Consider the following 19,700-nt stretch of genomic DNA (forward strand, 5'->3'; position numbering starts at 1 on the left):
CGTTACCACTGATAACTCACGAAAATCTTACCGTTACGACCGTCCTGCGGAATACCCTGCGGAGACCAGTACTCTTTGTCGAAGGCGTTGCCGAGCACCAGCGTGGTGGTGATGCCCTTGAGCTGCTCCTGGCCTTTGTAGCTGACGTAGAAATCGTTGACCGCATAGCCCGGCTGTTTGCTGTAGCTGCTGCTGACGTGGGTTGAACGATCGGCAAAGGTGCCGATCCAGCCCACGGAGAAACCGCTTTGCGCTACCGGAATGTCCAGCTTGCTGGTGACGGTGTCCGGGTTAATGCTGGAGATATACTCGCCCGTATCGGTGTCTTTTCCGCGCGTGCGGTTATAGGCCAGATCGAGGCTGAAGAGGTCGGCAGAGTATTTTGCCATCATGTCCCAGCCCCAGATTTTTGCATTCGGGACGTTGTACGACATGGTGGTCGCCGCGGCAAAATTGACGGTAGTGGAGATGTAGTCTTTGGCTTTGGTATCGAAATAGCTGGCCTTGAACTCCAGCGCGTCGTTGGCGAGCATCAGGTCGTCAAAGCGCAGGCCGAAACCAAACTCCTGCGTTTCGTTGGTTTCCGGGCGCAGGTTCGGGTTAGGCACCCAGTAGTTAGTGTAAAACCTGCCGATGGAGAAGTGTTTGGCATCGTTATACATCTCGCCCATGGTCGGCGCGCGGAAGGCCTGTGCGTAAGAGCCGAACAGCATCAGCCAGTCGGTTGGGCTGACGGTTAACCCGGCGCGGGATGACCACTTATCGGCATCCACATCGTTGTAGCCGTCGCTGCTGCCGCGGTAGTTGTCATAGCGTGTGCCGCCCAGCAGGGTCACCGGCAGATCGCGCAGGGTGATCTCATCCTGCAGCCAGCCGGAGCTGAAGTCGATTTTCGCCTCCGGGAAGCCGGTGGTGGCCCCGCCCGGATGCTGCTCCTGACGGTAGTATTCCCCGCCGTAGGTCAGAAGGTGAGAGGCAAAGGAGTCGCTGAACAGGCGGGTACGGTTTTCCACCTTACCGCCTTTAGTTGTCTGTTTGCGGAACTCGCCGGTGCTGTCGATGTTCTGGGCGTTAATGCGCGCTTCGGACCAGTAGACTTTTGCCTCGGCGTTCAGCCAGTCGTTCCCTTCGGGAGCAATGCGGTAGCCAAGCTGCGCGTCACGCTGGATGGTGGAGCGGTCGGTGATCGGATTGCTGCTGTTGGCGTCGGGAGTTTGCGGGTTTTTCGGCTCCTGCGCGGCGTTGTTGTAGTAGCGCAGCGCACCGCTCAGCGTCTGGGCCGGGTCGAGCTTCCAGCTGCCTTTCGCCAGCATGTTATTAATGGATTCGTCGTTTGGCGCCGTCGCGCCGTTACTCTGGCGGATATCACCGCGATCTCGGCTGGACCACGACACGAGACCGTCCAGGGTATCGGTACGGCCATAGGCGCTGGCACCCAGGCCGAGGCTGTGATCCCCCGTCGCGCCGGTACCAAACACGCGGTATCCGCTGTTTTTGCCCGCTTCCAGCAGATCGTTGGCGTCGACGGTATCATAGGAAATGACGCCACCCAGCGCGCCGCTGCCGTAGAGCAGAGCAGACGGCCCGCGCACCACTTCAATCCGTTTGATCAGCGCCGGATCGAGGAACGTGCTGTTGAGATGACCGGTGTCGGTACCCTGACGTACGCCGTCGACCAGCACCAGCACGCCGCGGCGATCGTAGCCGCGCAGGTTAACGTCCTGACCGTTGGTGCGGCCGGTGCCGTCCAGCGTCAGGCCGGGCACGTTGCGCAGCAGGTCGGCGGCTGAGCTGGCGGTCTGTTTTTCCGGGGCGGTGGCGTCAATCACGCTCACCATCATCGGGGCTTCAAAGGCGCTACGGGCGTTGCCTGTCGCGGTGACGGTGATTTCATCTGCGGCAGCAAACGCGATGCCCGGCAGGGTGCTGACAATCGCCAGCGCCAGAAGGGACGGGCGTAAACGTGCGGATTGCAGGTGTGGCATAGCAACTCTCCATCAAGAATCGAAAGCGCTGGCTGCCTGGGGATCACCTGGGTGGCTGGCGAAGGGTTTAGTTTATTTTGTGAGAATCAATTTTCCGGCATGGGTCTGGCGCAGCAGGTAGTGCTGGCCGTCATGCTCGATAATCACCCGGCCCTCGTCACCCAGCAGGGTTTTACTGTCGATACGACGATCGCCAGGGGCAGGGGACGGTGCTGTGTGTTTTTTTGCTGGCGTTGCCGCGCTGTTATCCGTAGGTGACATTATGTTTATAAATAACAATCAATGTAACAATGATAATCATTATCAATAAACTGCAAATTCACGGCAAGCGTTTTTGTGAAAATTGTGTGACGGGATCAAATTTAGGGGGAGGTGCGGCCTGATTCACTCACCTCAACCCTCTCCCAAAGGGAGAGGGAGAAGGGCGCCACCCGACAATAACATCAGAAGCGTGAATCAACCGCAGCTGCCAGCTTCTCCAGCAGCAGCTCGCTGTCTTCCCAGCTCAGGCACGGGTCGGTGATTGACTGACCGTACACCATCTGTTGTCCGGCAACGATTTTCTGCGTGCCTTCTTTGATAAAGCTTTCGGCCATAATCCCGGCAACGGCGGTCGAGCCGCTGCGGATCTGCTGGCAGATCTCATCGCAGACGTCCAGCTGGCGGCGATGCTGTTTCTGGCAGTTACCGTGGCTGAAATCCACCACCAGATGTTCCGGCAGGTCGAATTCGGCCAGCGTTTCACAGGCGGCAGCGATATCTTCCGCATGGTAATTAGGCTTCTTCCCACCGCGCATAATGATATGCCCGTAAGGGTTACCGCTGGTCTGGTAGATGGTCATATGGCCGCTCTTATCCGGTGAGAGGAACATATGGCTGGCACGCGAGGCGCGGATCGCATCGACCGCAATCCGGGTGTTACCGTCGGTCCCGTTTTTAAAGCCGACCGGACAGGAGAGGGCCGAAGCCATTTCGCGGTGGATCTGGCTTTCGGTTGTGCGCGCGCCAATCGCGCCCCAGCTGATGAGATCGGCGATAAACTGCCCGGTCACCATATCAAGAAACTCGGTGGCCGTCGGCACGCCCAGCTCGTTGACCTGCAGCAGCAGCTTGCGCGCCAGCTCGATGCCGTGGTTCACGCGGTAGCTGCCGTTAAGATCAGGGTCGGAGATCAGCCCCTTCCAGCCCACCACGGTGCGCGGTTTTTCAAAGTAGGTGCGCATCACAATCTCAAGGCGATGCTGGTATTTATCCCGCAGCCCCTGAAGGCGTTTTGCATAATCCATCGCGGCATCCAGATCGTGGATGGAGCAGGGCCCAATCACTACCAGAAGACGCTTGTCTTCACCATTGAGGATTTTTTCAATGCGGCGGCGGGAGGCCGTCACATGTTCCGCGACCGCGGCGGAAACGGGGTGCCGCTCGGCCAGCTCAGCCGGGGTGACCAGGCTGTCTATGCGCGCAGTGCGGAGTTCATCGGTTTTATTCATGACGTGTCTCAGAAAATTTTTGCTTCATCGGCAGACTACCGGGAAGTGATGGGCATCACATTAAACCAATCCCTGCTGATTTCAAGTTCGGGGCGACATCGCCCCGCTGTTGAAAAGGATGATACATGAATCTGAGCTAATGTACTAGCGTATTAGTACATGCGGCGGTTAAGCCCCATGATGTCGAGAATTTTGGTGGCAATCTCTTCTACCGAATAGTTAGTGCTGTTCAGCCACGGGATCTGGTTTTTGCGGTAGAGCGCCTCCACTTCGGAAACCTCCATGCGGCACTGGCGCATCGAGGCGTAGCGGCTGTTCTCGCGGCGCTCTTCGCGGATCGCCGCAAGACGTTCCGGGTTGATCGTCAGGCCGAACAGCTTGTGCTGCAGCGGCTTGAGCGCAGCGGGCAGCACCAGGTTATCCATATCGTCCGCAATAAAGGGGTAGTTTGCGGCGCGGATGCCGAACTGCATCGCCAGATAGAGGCTGGTCGGCGTTTTGCCGCAGCGCGACACGCCGAGCAAAATCACCTGCGCCTGGTCGAGATTGCGCAGCGAGATCCCGTCGTCGTGCGCCAGGGTGTAGTCAATGGCGGCGATACGCGCGTCGTACTTGGTCAGGTTGCCGGGGTTCAGCCCGTGGGTGCGGTGCGCGATAGGCGTCGGGTCAAGCTTCAGCTCGCTCTGGAGTGGGGCCACCAGCGCCTGCACGATATCCTGGCAGAAGCCTTCACTTTGCAGAATGATGTGGCGAATCTCAGGAATAACGATGGAGTAGAACACCAGCGGGCGCACGCCGGTCTGCTGGAAGATGGCGTCAATCTGGTCCTTCACCGCTTTGGCGCGGCTCTCATTTTCCACAAACGGCAGCGTGATGCTGTTAATCGAAACGGGGAATTGCGACATCACCGCATGGCCCAGCACCTCGGCGGTGATCGCCGTACCATCAGAAATATAAAAAACGTGACGATCGACAGCATTATCCATTTTACCCACCCTGAATATCATACGTAATTGTCTGAAAGCATAAATTAAAAAAGTAAATTACACAGCAAAGAACTTATCCTAATTATGAATGAAACGCTGTTTTTGATTTTCCTGAAAAGCGGATTTCATTTTTCAAATAGCGACTTTATTTTTGGGGTTTCTGACTGAATATAGAGGAATCATCAGGTTATTGGCTGGTGGGAAACTATCCGAAAAGTTGAAAATTTAAATTGCTTACACGATTCACCGTTTTTTTAGCGCAAATAAATATGCCAGTATAAATACGTAGTCAGGTGTTACTTACTCCGATCAAATATCACAAAAGGATTGTTTCGATGTCCAACAATGGCTCGTCACCGCTGGTGCTTTGGTATAACCAACTCGGCATGAATGATGTAGACAGAGTTGGGGGCAAAAATGCCTCCCTGGGTGAAATGATTACAAATCTGTCCGGTATGGGTGTTTCCGTACCAAACGGGTTTGCCACGACCGCCGATGCGTTTAACCTGTTTTTAGACCAGAGCGGTGTAAACCAGCGCATTTACGACCTGCTGGATAAAACGGATATTGATGACGTCACCGAGCTTGCCAAAGCCGGGGCGCAGATCCGCCAGTGGATCATCGACACACCTTTCCAGCCGGAACTGGAAAAAGCCATTCACGACGCGTACAACCAGCTCTCCGCTGACGATGCGCAGGCCTCCTTTGCCGTGCGTTCCTCTGCAACCGCAGAAGATATGCCGGACGCCTCGTTTGCCGGGCAGCAGGAAACCTTCCTGAACGTCCAGGGTTACGATGCGGTGCTGGTTGCGGTGAAGCACGTGTTTGCTTCCCTGTTTAACGACCGCGCCATCTCCTATCGCGTACACCAGGGCTACGACCATCGCGGCGTGGCGCTCTCCGCGGGCGTGCAGCGCATGGTGCGCTCCGACGTGGGCTCCTCCGGGGTGATGTTCTCCATTGATACAGAATCCGGCTTCGACCAGGTGGTGTTTATCACCTCCGCATGGGGCCTGGGTGAGATGGTGGTGCAGGGCGCGGTGAACCCTGACGAATTCTATGTTCACAAGCCTACGCTGGCCGCGGGCCGTCCGGCGGTGGTGCGCCGCACCATGGGCTCGAAAAAAATCCGCATGATCTATGCCCCGACCCAGGAGCATGGCAAGCAGGTTAAGATTGAAGATGTGCCGCAGGAGCAGCGCGACCGCTTCTCCCTGACCGATGCCGAAGTGCAGGAGCTGGCGAAGCAGGCGGTGCAGATTGAAAAACACTATGGCCGTCCGATGGATATCGAATGGGCGAAAGACGGGAACACCGGCAAGCTGTTTATCGTTCAGGCGCGCCCGGAAACCGTTCGCTCTCGCGGCCAGGTGATGGAGCGTTATACGCTGCACGCGCAGGGTAAAATCGTGGCGGAAGGCCGTGCCATCGGTCACCGCATTGGTGCTGGTCCGGTCAAGGTGATCCACGACATCAGCGAGATGAACCGCATTGAGCCCGGCGACGTGCTGGTGACCGACATGACCGACCCGGACTGGGAACCGATCATGAAGAAAGCGGCCGCTATCGTCACCAACCGCGGCGGTCGTACCTGCCACGCGGCGATCATCGCGCGCGAGCTGGGTATTCCTGCGGTTGTCGGCTGCGGTGACGCCACCGAGCGCATGAAGGACGGCCAGAACGTAACCGTCTCCTGTGCCGAAGGCGATACCGGCTACGTGTATGCCGATATCCTTGACTTCAGCGTGAAGAGCTCCAGCGTCGATACCATGCCGGACCTGCCGCTGAAGATCATGATGAACGTCGGCAACCCGGACCGTGCGTTTGACTTCGCCTGCCTGCCGAACGAAGGCGTTGGCCTGGCGCGTCTGGAATTCATCATTAACCGCATGATCGGCGTTCACCCGCGCGCGCTGCTGGAGTTTGACGACCAGGACGCGAAGCTGCAGAACGAAATCCGCGAGATGATGAAAGGCTACGACTCGCCGAAAGAGTTCTACGTCGGGCGTCTGACCGAAGGGATCGCCACGCTGGGCGCGGCGTTCTACCCGAAACGCGTAATTGTGCGTCTGTCTGACTTTAAGTCTAACGAATACGCCAACCTGGTGGGCGGCGAGCGCTACGAGCCGGAAGAAGAGAACCCGATGCTGGGCTTCCGCGGCGCCGGACGCTACGTGTCCGACAGCTTCCGCGACTGCTTCGCGCTGGAGTGCGAGGCGGTGAAACGCGTGCGCAACGACATGGGGCTAACCAACGTCGAAATCATGATCCCGTTCGTGCGTACCGTGGATCAGGCGAAAGCGGTGGTGGACGAACTGGCGCGTCAGGGGCTGAAGCGCGGCGAAAACGGGCTGAAGATCATCATGATGTGCGAGATCCCGTCCAACGCCCTGCTGGCCGAGCAGTTCCTGGAGCACTTCGACGGCTTCTCCATTGGTTCGAACGACATGACGCAGCTGACGCTGGGCCTGGACCGCGACTCCGGCGTGGTTTCCGAGCTGTTCGACGAACGTAACGAGGCGGTGAAAGCGCTGCTCTCCATGTCCATCCGCGCGGCGAAGAAGCAGGATAAATACGTCGGGATTTGCGGTCAGGGTCCATCCGACCATGAAGACTTTGCCGCCTGGCTGATGGAAGAGGGGATCGATAGCCTGTCCCTGAATCCGGACACCGTAGTGCAAACCTGGCTGAGCCTGGCGGAACTGAACAAGTAACACCATTCTGACCGGAAAAAGGCGAGGATATTATTCCTCGCCTTTTTTATTTCACCGCTAATTTGCTCCCCATCACAAATAAACTAAAAAACCAAATATCATAATTTGTCTGTTAATTAAGACAATTGTTAGTGCGCAACACGTTGCTAATACTTGAGCCTTACTGCGCATTTCCCTTCGGAAGATGCGCAACTGGTTGAAATACGTTTTAACCTGATAAAAAGGCAAATAACAATGACACTCTCCTCTGTATTGCGTACCAAAGATAAAATAGGTTATGGCTTAGGCGATATGGCCAGCGCGCTGGTCTGGCAAACGGCCACATTATTTCTTGCTTATTTCTATACCGACGTTTTTGGTTTGCCAGCCGCGATCATGGGTACCATGTTTTTAGTGGTGCGCGTGGTGGATGCGTTTGTCGACCCGTGCATTGGCGCGCTGGTCGACCGCACCCGGACGCGTCACGGTCGTTTCCGTCCCTGGCTGCTGTGGTTTGCTATTCCCTTTGGCGTAAGCTGCCTTATTACCTTCTACGTCCCGGACGTCGGGCCGACGGCAAAAATTGTCTATGCCTGCGTGACCTACGCGATCTTAAGCCTGATTTACTCCGCCATTAACGTGCCTTACTGCGCGATGCCGGGCGCGCTGACGCTGGATCCGCGCGAGCGTCACTCCCTGCAGTCGTGGCGTTTTGGCCTGTCGTTTATCGGCGGGTTAATTGTGACGGTCATTGCCCTGCCGCTGGTTTCATTGTTGGGCCAGGGCAACGTGCAGAAAGGCTATTTCTACGCCATGAGCCTGATGGGGCTGCTGGGGATTGTGCTGTTTTTCTGCTGTTTCCTGATGACCCGCGAGCGTTATTCCCCGCGCAATGATACCTCCGGCTCCATGCTTACCGATTTAAAACTGCTGGCCGGGAACAGCCAGTGGCGTATTGTTTTTGTGTTTAATATTTTGCTGTTAACGGCGGTGGTAACGCGCGGCTCCGCCACCATGTATTACGTCAACTATGTGCTGTTACGCCCGGAACTGGTTTTTGCCTTTATTGTTTCCGGGATGGTGGCCTCGTTAAGCGGCGCATTATTATCCGAACGCCTGCTGGGGAAATTTGACCGCGTACGCGCCTATCAGTGGACGATTATTTCCTTTGTCATTTTCGGCGCGCTGATTTTCTTCCTGCCGCCTTCGCAGGTGTGGCTGATCTTTGGCCTTAACATCGTCTTTAGTTTTATTCAGAACCTCACCACGCCGCTGCAGTGGACCATGTTCTCCGATGTGGTCGATTACGAAGAGCATCGCAGCGGCCGCCGCCTGGACGGGCTGGTCTTCTCCACCGCGCTGTTTGCCATCAAGTTTGGCCTGGCGCTGGGCGGAGCGGTGGTCGGCTGGGTGCTCGGCATGGTGGATTACGCGCCCGGTCAGGCCACCCAGGCGCCACACGTGCTCTCCACCATCAACGCGCTGTTCACCCTTATTCCGTGCGCGCTGTTCCTCTGCATGGTGGCGCTGCTTTCCATCTATAAGCTCAACAGCCGGCTGGTGGATTCCATCGCCCGGGAGCTGGCCAGCAAGCGTGAGGTAAGACCCGACGCAGGGCAGCTTAGCCCGGCAACCCCTTCCGCACTACAGGAGTAAAACATGACGGCTATCTATAAGGATGCGGGACGTCCCGTACACGAGCGCGTCGCCGATTTACTGGCGCGCATGATCCCGGAAGAGAAGTTCGCCCAGATGCACGCCTACTGGCTGATCCTCGATGAAAACGGCAACCACCGCGAGCGCAGCGATTTGAGCGACGAATTCTCCGGCGTGAGCGAGCAGGCCGCGCTCAGCGAGCGGCTGAAGCTGGGCGTCGGGCAGATCACGCGCCCGCTCGGTACACACATCGTTGACGCGAAAACCGGCGTGCGCGCGGCCAACCGCCTGCAGCGCATGATGATGGAAGAGACGCGTCTTGGCATCCCGGCGTTGTTCCACGAGGAGTGCCTGGTGGGGCTGCTGTGCAAAGACGCTACCCTGTTCCCGTCCTCGCTGAACTACGGCTCGACCTGGGACCCGGAGCTGGTGCAGCGCGCGGCGGAGCAGATCGGTAGAGAGGCGCGTTCCGTTGGCTGCCAGCAGGGGCTTGCGCCGGTGCTGGATGTGTCCCGCGACGTGCGCTGGGGGCGAACCGAAGAGACCTTCGGGGAAGATCCCTGGCTGGTTGGAGTGATGGCAACCGCCTACGTGAAAGGGTTGCAGGGCGATAAACGCGATCTGCTGGCGACGCTCAAGCATTACGTGGGCCACTCGTTCAGCGAAGGGGCGCGCAACCATGCCCCGGTTCATCTTGGCTTTAGCGAGCTGAACGACACCTTCCTGCTGCCGTTTGAAATGGCGGTCAAGCTGGCGAACGCCGGTTCGGTGATGCCTGCCTACCACGATATTGATAACCAGCCGGGGCACAGCGACAGCTTCCTGCTGACTACCGTCCTGCGCGAACGGTGGGGCTTCGACGGGATTATTGTCGCGGACTACGGCGGCGTCAGCCTGCTGCACCAGCACCACGGCATTTCCCACGACGCAGCGGAGTCCGCCGCGCTGGCCTTTAACGCCGGGCTGGACGTTGAGCTGCCGAAGGATGACTGCGCACGCCATCTGGCGGAAGCGGTAGAGCGGGGGCTGATCTCTATGGCGAAAGTCGATGAGATCGTGGCGCGCACGCTGACCGAAAAATTCCGTCTTGGCCTGTTTGAAAAACCGTACGCGGATGAAAACGCTATCGATCTGCAAAATGAGACTACCCGGCAGGTGGCGCGGGAGGTGGCAACTAAATCGGTCACGCTACTGGAAAACAACGGCATTCTGCCGCTGAATGGCAAACCTCGCGTGGCGGTGATCGGGCCGACGGCAGACGATCCGCTGGCGTTACTCAGCGGCTACAGCTTCCCGGTTCATCTGATTATCAGCGACATGGTGGAAGAGACCTCGCAGGTGACGACCCCGCGCGCGGCGCTGGCGCAGTACCTTGGCGCATCGAACGTCCGTTATGCCAAAGGGTGCCACATTATCGAAAAACGGATGGCGGGCGCGCCGGTCTTCCCCGGCGACAGCGGCGGCAAGCCAATGCAGCAGTCTCCGGTGTCGCAAAGTACCGCACTTATCCCCGAGGCGGTTAGCGCCGCTCAGGAGAGTGACATGGTGGTGGCCTGCGTGGGCGATCTCGCCGGGCTGTTCCAGAGCGGCACGGTAGGGGAAGGCTCCGATACCGATTCCCTGAATCTGCCCGGCGTGCAGCAACGGCTGCTGGAGGCGCTGGTCGCCACCGGCAAACCGGTGATCGTCGTGATGACCGGCGGGCGTCCGTACAACCTGCAGGGGCTGGAGGATAAGGTCGCCGCGCTGATGATGGCCTGGGCACCGGGGCAGGAAGGGGGCTGGGCGATTGCGGATGTGTTAACCGGACGCGCGGAGCCACAGGGTCGGCTGGTGGTCAGCGTGCCGAAAAGCGCCGGGGCGATGCCGTACTACTATAACCACAAGCTGAAAAGCGGTGGCACGCCGTTCGCGTTCCATTTTGGTTCACGTTATCCGTTCGGCTTTGGCCTGGGATGGACGTCGTTTAGCTGGGGAGAGGCGCGCCTGGCTGAAAGCCGCGTGCCGGTTGACGGCAATGTCGTGCTCAGTATTGACGTGACTAACACCGGCGAACGCAGCGGCAGCGAAGTGGTGCAGGTTTACGTCAGGGATAAGGTTGCCACGCAGGTGCGGCCGCTTCAGGAGCTGAAGGCCTTCCAGCGCGTCACGCTCTCGCCGGGCGAAACCGCCACGCTCAGCTTTACGCTGCCGGTTGAGATGTTCAACTTCACGCGTCGGGACGGGAAACGCATCGTTGAGCCGGGTGAGTTTGAACTGCAGATTGGCGCATCGTCAGCGGATATTCGCGAGGCGGTGACGGTCACTGTGACAGGGGAAACGCGGGTGTTGTCCGGTGAGTGGCGGATGATCAGCCGCTGTGACGTGAAGCGCGCGTAGTCAGGATAAAAAAAAGCCCATCGTGGGAGATGGGCAAAGACTACACACAGCAATTCGTTGTTTCACTCAGGGGATTTCCATGCTTATAAATCAAGGTGTTGATTTATAACCGTGAGCTAATAGTAGGCATTGTAATTTTTAGCGTCGATCAGATTCGTCTCAATAGTTAAAGAGACGTAAAGATTTCTTGAGGATAATAGCGGACTTACTGCTGAAATGGCGGGTCTGACCAGTGAGTAATGAATAAATACTTTAGTAGTGTTTAAGTATTGTGCGAAAGAGTGAAGGCCGGGTAAGCGTTAGCGCCACCCGGCAAAAAAGTCTTAATGCGTGTTTTTCTCTTCGAGCTCTTCCAGTTCGCTCAGAATCGCGTCCGGGTCGGTTTCTGGCGGCGGCACTTCATGCACCCAGGCGGAGAACAGACGCCAGGTGACGGCGAGCAGGACAGGGCCAATAAACAGGCCGATCATCCCGAAGGCAATCAGTCCGCCGATGACGCCTGAGAGGATCAGGATCAGCGGCAGATCCGCCCCCATGCGGATGAGGATGGGGCGAATCACGTTATCCATCGTACCGACTACACAGCTCCAGACCAGCAGAACCGTGCCCCACGTGGTATCACCCGTCCAGTAAAGCCAGATAATGCTCGGAACCAGCACCAGCAAGGGCCCCAGTTGCGCAAGGCAGGTCATCAGCATGACTACGGTAAATACGGTGGCGTACGGTACGCCGGAAATCGCCAGGCCGATACCGCCCAGCACTGCCTGTACCAGCGCCGTCACCACAACGCCCAGCGCCACCGCACGCACGGCCTGCGCGGCCAGCAGCACCGCAGCGTCACCGCGTTTTCCCGCCAGGCGGGTGGCAAAGTGACGAACCCCTAAAGCAACCTGCTCACCGCGCCAGTAGAGCAGGGCGCTGAAGACCAGCATCAGGCCGCAGTGCATCATAAAGCGGCCAATATGCGCGGCTTGACCGACAAACCAGGTGGTGGTAGTGCCGATATAAGGCCGCACTTTCGCCATCAGCGCGCTGCCGCCCATCTCCAGCAGGCTATGCCAGCCGCTGTAAAGTTTAGCGCCCACGACAGGAATGCTGTTCAGCCAGGCGAGGTCCGGCAGCGTCAGGTCGCCGCTGGTCACCGCACGGATCACCGGGCCGCTGGAGTCGACAAGGCTGTTCACCAGCAGGGCAATCGGGATAATAAACAGCAGGAACAGCAGCAGGGTCATCACCAGCACGGCTAGCCCGCGGCGGCCAAACAGCAGTTTCTGCAAGCGCAGCAGCAGAGGCCACGTGGCGACGACAACGGTCGCAGCCCAGGCGAAGCCGAGAATAAAGGGTTGAACAATCCACAGACACGCAATAATCATGAGGGCCAGGAACAGCACCGACAGCAGAATTTGCGCAACATCCCTGGGCTGGCGAAGATTGACCATAAATGAAACTTTCCTTTAAAGAACGCCAGTACGACTGGCGGGAATGGAAAACCGCGTCTCTCTAATCATTAGTGATGTCAGCGGTTTTTGACAGGCGAATTCTGCCTGTAATTCAGCAGAGATTATAAGAAAAAAATGTGATAAAACTTTTAAGATACACGCAAACGATTTCATACAACTCTAATTAGGGTCGACAGTCATGATCCCACAGATTTCTCAGGCACCTGGCGTCGTTCAGCTGGTGCTTAATTTTTTGCAGGCACTGGAGCAACAGGGTTTTACAGGTGATACCGCCACGAACTATGCCGACAGGCTGACGATGGCAACCGATAACAGTATCTACCAGCTTCTTCCCGATGCGGTCGTTTTCCCTCGTTCAACGGCCGACGTGGCGCTCATCGCCCGGCTGGCAACGCAGGAGCGGTTCGCCTCGCTGGTCTTTACGCCGCGCGGCGGTGGCACCGGGACCAACGGTCAGGCGCTGAACCAGGGCATCATCATTGATATGTCGCGCTATATGAATCGCATCATTGAGATCAACCCTGAAGAGGGGTGGGTGCGGGTCGAAGCGGGCGTCATCAAAGATCAGCTTAATCAGTACCTCAAGCCTTACGGCTACTTTTTTGCCCCTGAACTCTCCACCAGCAACCGTGCAACCATCGGGGGGATGATCAACACCGATGCCTCCGGGCAGGGGTCGCTGGTCTACGGCAAAACCTCCGATCACGTCCTTGGCGTGCGTGCAGTTCTGCTGGGCGGTGATATCCTTGATACGCAGCCGATGCCGGTTGAACTGGCGGAAACGCTGGGTAAAGACAATACCGCCAGCGGGCGCATCTACCGCACCGTGCTGGAACGCTGCCGCGATAACCGCCAGCTGATCCTCGACAAATTCCCGAAACTGAACCGCTTCTTAACGGGCTACGATCTGCGCCACGTCTTTAATGACGACCTGACCCAGTTTGATTTAACCCGCGTGCTGACCGGCTCCGAAGGGACGCTGGCGTTTATTACCGAGGCGCGGCTGGATATCACCCGCCTGCCGAAGGTGCGTCGCCTGGTGAACGTCAAATACGACTCCTTCGACTCTGCGCTGCGCAATGCACCGTTTATGGTTGACGCGCAGGCGCTGTCGGTGGAAACCGTCGACTCTAAAGTGCTCAACCTGGCGCGGGAAGATATCGTCTGGCACTCCGTAAGCGATCTGATTACCGACGTGCCGGATAAAGAGATGCTCGGCCTCAACATCGTGGAGTTTGCCGGTGATGACGCCGAACTGATTGAGCGCCAGGTGACGACGCTTTGCCAGCGTCTGGATGAGCGGATTGCGCAGGGCGAAGGGGGCGTGATTGGCTGGCAGCTGTGTAACGATCTGGCCGGTATCGAACGTATTTACGCGATGCGTAAAAAAGCGGTGGGCCTGCTCGGCAATGCGAAAGGGGCGGCGAAGCCGATTCCGTTTGCCGAAGATACCTGCGTGCCGCCTGAGCATCTGGCGGATTATATCGTGGAGTTTCGCGCCCTGCTGGACAGCCACGGCCTGAGCTATGGCATGTTCGGCCACGTCGACGCCGGTGTGCTGCACGTGCGTCCGGCGCTGGACATGTGCGACCCGCAGCAGGAGATCCTGATGAAGCAGATCTCCGACGACGTGGTGGCCTTAACCGCCAAATATGGCGGTCTGCTGTGGGGTGAACACGGGAAAGGGTTCCGCGCGGAATACAGCCCGGCGTTCTTCGGCGAACAGCTTTATGCAGAGCTGCGCAAGGTGAAAGCGGCATTCGACCCGGATAACCGTCTCAATCCGGGGAAAATTTGCCCGCCTGAAGGCGTGGATGCGCCGATGCTGCAGGTTGATGCCGTCAAGCGCGGCACGTATGACAGACAAATCCCGATTGCGGTGCGCGCCTCCTGGCGCGGCGCGATGGAGTGTAACGGCAACGGCCTGTGCTTTAACTTCGACGCGAAAAGCCCGATGTGCCCGTCGATGAAGATCACCAGCAACCGCATACACTCGCCGAAAGGGCGCGCGACGCTGGTACGCGAGTGGCTGCGTCTGCTGGCCGACCGTGGCGTCGATCCGCTCAAGCTGGAGCAGGCGTTGCCGGAAAAACGGGCCAGCCTGCGTTCGCTGATTGAACGCTCCCGCAACAGCTGGCATGCCAGCAAGGGCGAGTATGATTTTTCCCACGAGGTGAAAGAGGCGATGTCCGGCTGCCTGGCCTGCAAAGCCTGCTCCACCCAGTGCCCGATTAAAATTGACGTGCCGGAGTTCCGTTCGCGCTTCCTGCAGCTTTACCACACCCGCTATCTGCGCCCGGTGCGCGACCATCTGGTGGCGACGGTAGAAAGCTATGCGCCGCTGATGGCGCGCGCGCCGAAGACGTTCAACTTCTTTATCAATCAGCCGCTGGTGCGCAAGCTTTCCGAAAAGCATATCGGTATGGTCGATCTGCCGCTGCTGTCGGTGCCGTCGCTGCAGCGACAGCTCGTCGGCCACCGCTCGGCGAACATGACCCTCGAACAGCTTGAGGCACTGACCCCTGAGCAAAAAGCGAATGTGGTGCTGGTGGTTCAGGATCCGTTTACCAGCTACTACGATGCCCAGGTGGTCGCTGACTTCATCCGCCTGGCTGAAAAACTGGGGTATCAGCCCGTGGTGCTGCCGTTCTCGCCAAACGGCAAGGCGCAGCACATTAAGGGCTTCCTGAACCGCTTTGCGAAAACGGCGCAAAAAACCGCTGATTTTCTCAACCGGGTCGCCGGGCTTGGGCTGCCGATGGTCGGCGTCGATCCGGCGCTGGTGCTCTGCTATCGCGATGAATACAAGCAGACGCTGGGTGAAAAGCGCGGCGATTTCCACGTCATGCTGGTTCACGAGTGGCTGCCTGCGGCCCTTGAAGAGAAAGCCATTCAGGAGGTTAGCGGTGAGTCGTGGTATCTGTTCGGCCACTGCACCGAGGTGACGGCGCTGCCCGGCGCGCCGGCGCAGTGGGCGTCTATTTTTGCGCGTTTCGGTGCGAAACTGGAGAGCGTCAGCGTGGGCTGCTGCGGTATGGCGGGCACCTACGGCCACGAAGTGAAAAACCACGCCAACTCGCTCGGCATCTATGAGCTCTCGTGGCATCAGGCGATGCAGCGTTTGCCGCGCAACCGCTGTCTGGCGACGGGCTACTCCTGCCGCAGCCAGGTGAAACGGGTAGAGGGTAACGGCGTACGCCACCCATTACAGGCTTTACTGGAGATAATCGGATGATCTGGAAACGTGCCGTCACGCTGCAGGCGCTGAATGCCATGGGCGAGGGAAATATGGTGGGGCTGCTGGATATCCAGTTCACCCGTATCGGGGAAGACGATCTGGAGGCGACGATGCCTGTCGATAACCGCACCCACCAGCCGTTTGGCCTCTTGCACGGCGGGGCATCCGTCGTGCTGGCTGAAACCCTTGGCTCCGTTGCGGGATATCTCTGCACCGAAGGCGAGCAGAAGGTTGTCGGGCTTGAGGTGAACGCTAACCACATTCGCTCGGTGCGCAGCGGGCGCGTTCGCGGTATCTGCCGCGCGCTGCACGCCGGTAGCCGTCACCAGGTGTGGCAGATCGATATTCTCGACGAGCAGGACCGCCTGTGTTGCTCGTCGCGTCTGACGACGGCGGTCGTGTAAAGTTTTCAGATGAATTGCCTTTGGTCAAAAACTAGCCAGTGTGTTGTGATATACTGGTCAGGATTTGTACATAAGCGAGGACATCATGGATACTGAAATAACCCCAACACAGCTGGCAATTGAATATTTACGTCGCGATAAAAGCAACCTGTCTCCGGCGCAGTACCTGAAAAAGCTGAAACAGCTTGAGCTGGAGTTCACGGATCTGCTGGCGCTCTCTTCAAATGAGTTACGAGAAGAGATTTACTTTGCCTGGCGGTTGGGCGTTCACGTCCATTGAGTGAGTGTTGTTGAGAAAGGCCGCCTGCGCGGCCTTTTTTGTGCCCGCAATTCAGTAACGGGCGGGAAGTTTGTTGATTTTGATGAGCCGCCCGTCTTCTATTTCGATAAACCCACCGGTTTTTAAATCCGCCAGAATACGCATTACCCCGCTGCGGGAGAGTTGGGTTTTCTCCCTGATATACCTTTCCGCCGTCACGCTTTCGCGATAGCTTTCATCTTCATCCATCAGCTTTATCAACTGCTGGCGAATCATCTCGTACGCCGTCGGTGCACCCTGCGGCATGACGTTGTTATACAGACGGTTGTATACAAACATAAGCTGTTTTGAGAGCAGCCCCCACAGCGCTTTTTCTTTAATAATCTCATTCACGCGCTCGGTGGTGAGCGTACCGATCAGGCACGGGGTAACGGTCTTGAGATAATCATTGAAATAGATATCAGTGAGATTCGCGAGGCCGAAGAGGGCGGGGCTGCGGGCCGTGGAGAGCATCATATCGTCGCTTCTTCTGTAGATGGCGATCGTCCCCTCAAGAATTAAATAGCACATGCCCTGACCGTTGATCTGAAGGTCAAGCCGCTCGCCGCGAGCGGTTCTTCGTGTTGTACATTCAGGCAGTAAATAAGAAATAAGCTCTTGTGCGTAGGGCGAGCCACGGTGAGACGTTTCTGGACGGGACATGGTAGCCGGTAACCTTAAAAATAACCTGGCTAATTATAGCGTCTCTCGCGGGCACAGGCACGGGGGTGCTTAATATTTTCGTGGCAGATGGTGGATTTCAAGCAGCACGCCGCGTTCCATGGTGATGTACTTCCCGTTCCGCAGTTCCGCCAGGATTCGCATAATTCCGCTGCGCGAAAGATACGTCCGGCTTTTGATGTAGGCCGCCGCCGTTGTATTTTGCCGTATGGCGTCCGGCTCCTGCATCAGTTCAACAAGCTGGAAGCGGATGATATCGTAAGCGGACATTTGCGATATTTGTGCGCAATGCTCGTACACACGCGAGGCGGTATAAATAAGCAGCTTTGAGAAGTGCTCCCATAAATCATGCTGCGACACAATTTGGTTGAAACTCTCCAGCGACACGCGCGCGATCTCGGCAGTCTCCAGCGCCCTGACATACAGGTGCTCAGAGGAAAACTGGCTGCTGACGCCCAGAATAAACGGCGCAGATTCAGAATTTAACACAATACCGTCGCCGCGACGGTGAAGCGCCACGCTGCCCTGGATTAACAAAAAACACTGCCGAACATCATCTTTATAATAATGTACCGTCTCCCCCCGACCGATGATCATTCTGCTGGCGGCTGGCAGCACATGTTTAATCAGGGCGTCGATATCGGCGAACGGCTTTAAATCCAGAACTGAGGATTGATAATTATTCAGTGGGGTGGTTAAACGTGTATTCATAAGATACCTCACATCGACTTCTTGTGTGATCAATTTTTGATCGGCAAAGAGAATTATCTTAAAAATGAAGAACTCAGGGAATATTCTGGTGAGGTCTAAAAGTAGACCGGGCACCCTTCGAAAACTAACTATTTGAATAGAAAGAAAAAGCGTGCAAGGTCTAATAATAGACTTCTGCAATACCAGATAAGAATTTCCTGACGCAAATGTTGAATTTTCGTTAAATCAGAGTCTACAGCTAGACCATCTAAAAGTTGTATTCATTAAAATGATTATATAAATTTTGACCAGTCAGTCAGGAAGACCTTAAGCCATTCAGCGAAAAATAAAAGAACCCTTAGCGATTCTTTTATCGGTCTTCCGCTGCTTGAATTTCAATAATAAATAAAGTTATCCCGTAAACAGGAAAATGAACATTATGAAAAAGAGTATTATTTTAGCGATGGTTGCGACAGGTTCAGCCTTAATGATGGGCAATGCTCTCGCCGCCGCAGGAACCGTTAATTTTAATGGTAACATCCTGGATTCAGCCTGTGACGTGGCGGTAGCCTCTCAAAACCAGGTGGTCGTATTAGGTGATTATTATAAAACAGAATTCCCGACGACGGGTTCCAGAACGGCGGCAACGAAATTCGATATTATTCTGAAGAACTGCCCGGTTACGGTCACCAGTGCTAAAGTTCGTTTTGACGGTACGCCCGATCTGACTAATGCCGATCTGCTGGCGATTGATACCTCTGTCGCCGGTGCGGCAACGGGTGTCGCCATTAATTTGATGACCGCTGATAAAGCCGATCTGCCATTGCACGGCAGCAACGGCTACAACTATGTACTGAGCAGCACCGCTGACAATACGCTGAATTTCTACGCACAGTATATTTCAACGGCGGCATCGGTAACGGCCGGTCCTGCAAACTCCGTCGCTAACTTCTCCGTTGTTTACAACTAGTCATTAAGCAGAACAAGAGTCAGCTCCGCGAGGCGCTGCGCGGGGGCATAAACTGCCCCCTTGTTTTAAGAGGTCCAAAATGAATTTTATTAGCAAAACCCTGCTGAGCGCGGCGGTTATTACTGCATCTGTTTCGCACGCTTATGCCGGGGTTATTATTGGTGGCACTCGCGTAATTTTTGATGGCGGGAAGAAAGAGGCGTCCATCAGTGTAAATAATGCGGATACCGCCCCTTATTTAATCCAGTCCTGGGTCGACATGCCAGAGGGTAATGCTAATAAAGCACCTTTTATCGTCACGCCACCTTTGTACAGACTGAACGGCGGCCAGCAAAATATTGAACGTATTTTACTCTCGGGCTCACTGCCGCAGGATAAAGAAAGCCTCTTCTGGTTAAATATTAAAGCGATACCTTCAGCGAGCAAACAGGCAAACTCGTTGCAAATTGCCGTTAAAACACGCATCAAGCTTATTTATCGCCCGACAAGCCTGAAGGCGTCAACGCCGGAAGAGCAGGCGAATAAATTAACCTGGTCTCGTAGTGGAAATAACCTTCAGGTCACCAACCCTACACCGTATGTGATCAACTTTAATGAAATAAGCGTCGGCGGTAAAAAGCTGGAGGATGTTTCCTGGGTTGCGCCTGGTGCAGTGGCAGCATTTCGCTTACCCCCAGGCGTCAATGGCAATCAGATCGTATTCAAAGTGATTAACGACTATGGCAGCCCGGGAATAATACATCAGGCCAGCTTTTAGTTCCTGAAAAAAG

Annotated in this window: 15 protein-coding genes and 1 other RNA gene; 8 read left to right on the forward strand and 8 right to left on the reverse strand. The window is 56.4% G+C overall.

Annotation, left to right across the window (positions count from 1 at the left end; translation table 11 throughout):
* Positions 1–2: 2 nt before the first annotated feature.
* The 4 genes from MX657_RS09890 to ppsR all read right to left on the reverse strand — a co-directional run bounded on the left by MX657_RS09890 (position 3) and on the right by ppsR (position 4,461).
* Positions 3–1,985 (reverse strand): TonB-dependent hemoglobin/transferrin/lactoferrin family receptor, encoded by a 1,983-nt coding sequence (locus tag MX657_RS09890; RefSeq protein WP_119914773.1) that lies wholly within the window; start codon positions 1,983–1,985, stop codon positions 3–5.
* A 72-nt stretch (positions 1,986–2,057) separates the two neighbouring features.
* Positions 2,058–2,246, reverse strand: a complete 189-nt coding sequence (gene hemP, locus MX657_RS09895) for a hemin uptake protein HemP (RefSeq protein ID WP_080327376.1) — start codon at positions 2,244–2,246, stop codon at positions 2,058–2,060.
* 182 nt (positions 2,247–2,428) lie between these two features.
* Positions 2,429–3,475: a 3-deoxy-7-phosphoheptulonate synthase AroH gene (gene aroH / locus MX657_RS09900; RefSeq protein WP_119914772.1), complete on the reverse strand. Its 1,047-nt coding sequence runs from the start codon at positions 3,473–3,475 to the stop codon at positions 2,429–2,431.
* 152 nt (positions 3,476–3,627) lie between these two features.
* Positions 3,628–4,461 carry a posphoenolpyruvate synthetase regulatory kinase/phosphorylase PpsR gene (ppsR, locus tag MX657_RS09905; protein WP_028012835.1) on the reverse strand — a complete coding sequence of 278 codons (834 nt, stop codon included), beginning with the start codon at positions 4,459–4,461 and terminating at the stop codon, positions 3,628–3,630.
* Between the two features lie 335 nt (positions 4,462–4,796).
* Here ppsR and ppsA point away from each other — a divergent pair, with 335 nt between their 5' ends.
* The 3 genes from ppsA to MX657_RS09920 all read left to right on the forward strand — a co-directional run bounded on the left by ppsA (position 4,797) and on the right by MX657_RS09920 (position 11,189).
* On the forward strand, positions 4,797–7,175 hold the full coding sequence (ppsA, locus tag MX657_RS09910; RefSeq protein WP_346808301.1) for a phosphoenolpyruvate synthase: 2,379 nt from the start codon (positions 4,797–4,799) through the stop codon (positions 7,173–7,175).
* Positions 7,176–7,409: 234 nt separating this feature from the next.
* Entirely contained in the window at positions 7,410–8,810 is a 1,401-nt protein-coding gene (locus MX657_RS09915; protein ID WP_119914771.1) for an MFS transporter, read from the forward strand.
* A gap of 3 nt (positions 8,811–8,813) precedes the next feature.
* Complete coding sequence (locus MX657_RS09920) at positions 8,814–11,189, forward strand: glycoside hydrolase family 3 N-terminal domain-containing protein (protein WP_346808303.1); 2,376 nt, start codon at positions 8,814–8,816, stop codon at positions 11,187–11,189.
* A 5-nt stretch (positions 11,190–11,194) separates the two neighbouring features.
* Here MX657_RS09920 and rprA read toward each other — a convergent pair.
* Positions 11,195–11,302: antisense sRNA RprA (rprA, locus tag MX657_RS09925), an RNA gene on the reverse strand.
* Between the two features lie 210 nt (positions 11,303–11,512).
* The gene (ydiK, locus tag MX657_RS09930) at positions 11,513–12,628 is read right to left on the reverse strand and encodes an AI-2E family transporter YdiK (protein ID WP_119914769.1); all 1,116 of its coding nucleotides are present in this window, start codon (positions 12,626–12,628) and stop codon (positions 11,513–11,515) included.
* 199 nt (positions 12,629–12,827) lie between these two features.
* On the opposite strand from ydiK, the gene ydiJ reads away from it, so the two are divergent.
* From ydiJ to MX657_RS09945, 3 genes are all read left to right on the forward strand, one after another.
* Positions 12,828–15,884: a D-2-hydroxyglutarate dehydrogenase YdiJ gene (ydiJ, locus tag MX657_RS09935; RefSeq protein WP_119914768.1), complete on the forward strand. Its 3,057-nt coding sequence runs from the start codon at positions 12,828–12,830 to the stop codon at positions 15,882–15,884.
* Entirely contained in the window at positions 15,881–16,291 is a 411-nt protein-coding gene (gene menI, locus MX657_RS09940) for a 1,4-dihydroxy-2-naphthoyl-CoA hydrolase (RefSeq protein ID WP_252001445.1), read from the forward strand. The genes ydiJ and menI overlap by 4 nt, the downstream gene beginning before the upstream one ends.
* Before the next feature lie 85 nt (positions 16,292–16,376).
* A complete protein-coding gene (locus MX657_RS09945; RefSeq protein ID WP_080327369.1) occupies positions 16,377–16,571 on the forward strand; it encodes a YdiH family protein in 195 nt (64 codons plus the stop codon).
* A 51-nt stretch (positions 16,572–16,622) separates the two neighbouring features.
* On the opposite strand, the gene MX657_RS09950 is transcribed toward MX657_RS09945, so the two are convergent.
* Together MX657_RS09950 and MX657_RS09955 are read right to left on the reverse strand one after the other, a co-directional pair.
* Entirely contained in the window at positions 16,623–17,252 is a 630-nt protein-coding gene (locus MX657_RS09950; protein ID WP_119914766.1) for a helix-turn-helix domain-containing protein, read from the reverse strand.
* Between the two features lie 69 nt (positions 17,253–17,321).
* The gene (locus MX657_RS09955; RefSeq protein ID WP_346808542.1) at positions 17,322–17,981 is read right to left on the reverse strand and encodes a winged helix-turn-helix transcriptional regulator; all 660 of its coding nucleotides are present in this window, start codon (positions 17,979–17,981) and stop codon (positions 17,322–17,324) included.
* Positions 17,982–18,399: 418 nt separating this feature from the next.
* Between MX657_RS09955 and MX657_RS09960 the strand changes: the two genes are divergently transcribed.
* Both MX657_RS09960 and MX657_RS09965 read left to right on the forward strand, forming a co-directional pair.
* Positions 18,400–18,930 (forward strand): fimbrial protein, encoded by a 531-nt coding sequence (locus MX657_RS09960; protein WP_045630225.1) that lies wholly within the window; start codon positions 18,400–18,402, stop codon positions 18,928–18,930.
* Positions 18,931–19,009: 79 nt separating this feature from the next.
* Positions 19,010–19,687 (forward strand): fimbrial biogenesis chaperone, encoded by a 678-nt coding sequence (locus tag MX657_RS09965; protein ID WP_080327366.1) that lies wholly within the window; start codon positions 19,010–19,012, stop codon positions 19,685–19,687.
* The last annotated feature ends 13 nt before the right edge of the window (positions 19,688–19,700 follow it).

Source organism: Enterobacter chuandaensis, from assembly GCF_039718975.1.
In the GTDB taxonomy this organism is placed as follows: Bacteria; Pseudomonadota; Gammaproteobacteria; order Enterobacterales; family Enterobacteriaceae; genus Enterobacter; species Enterobacter chuandaensis.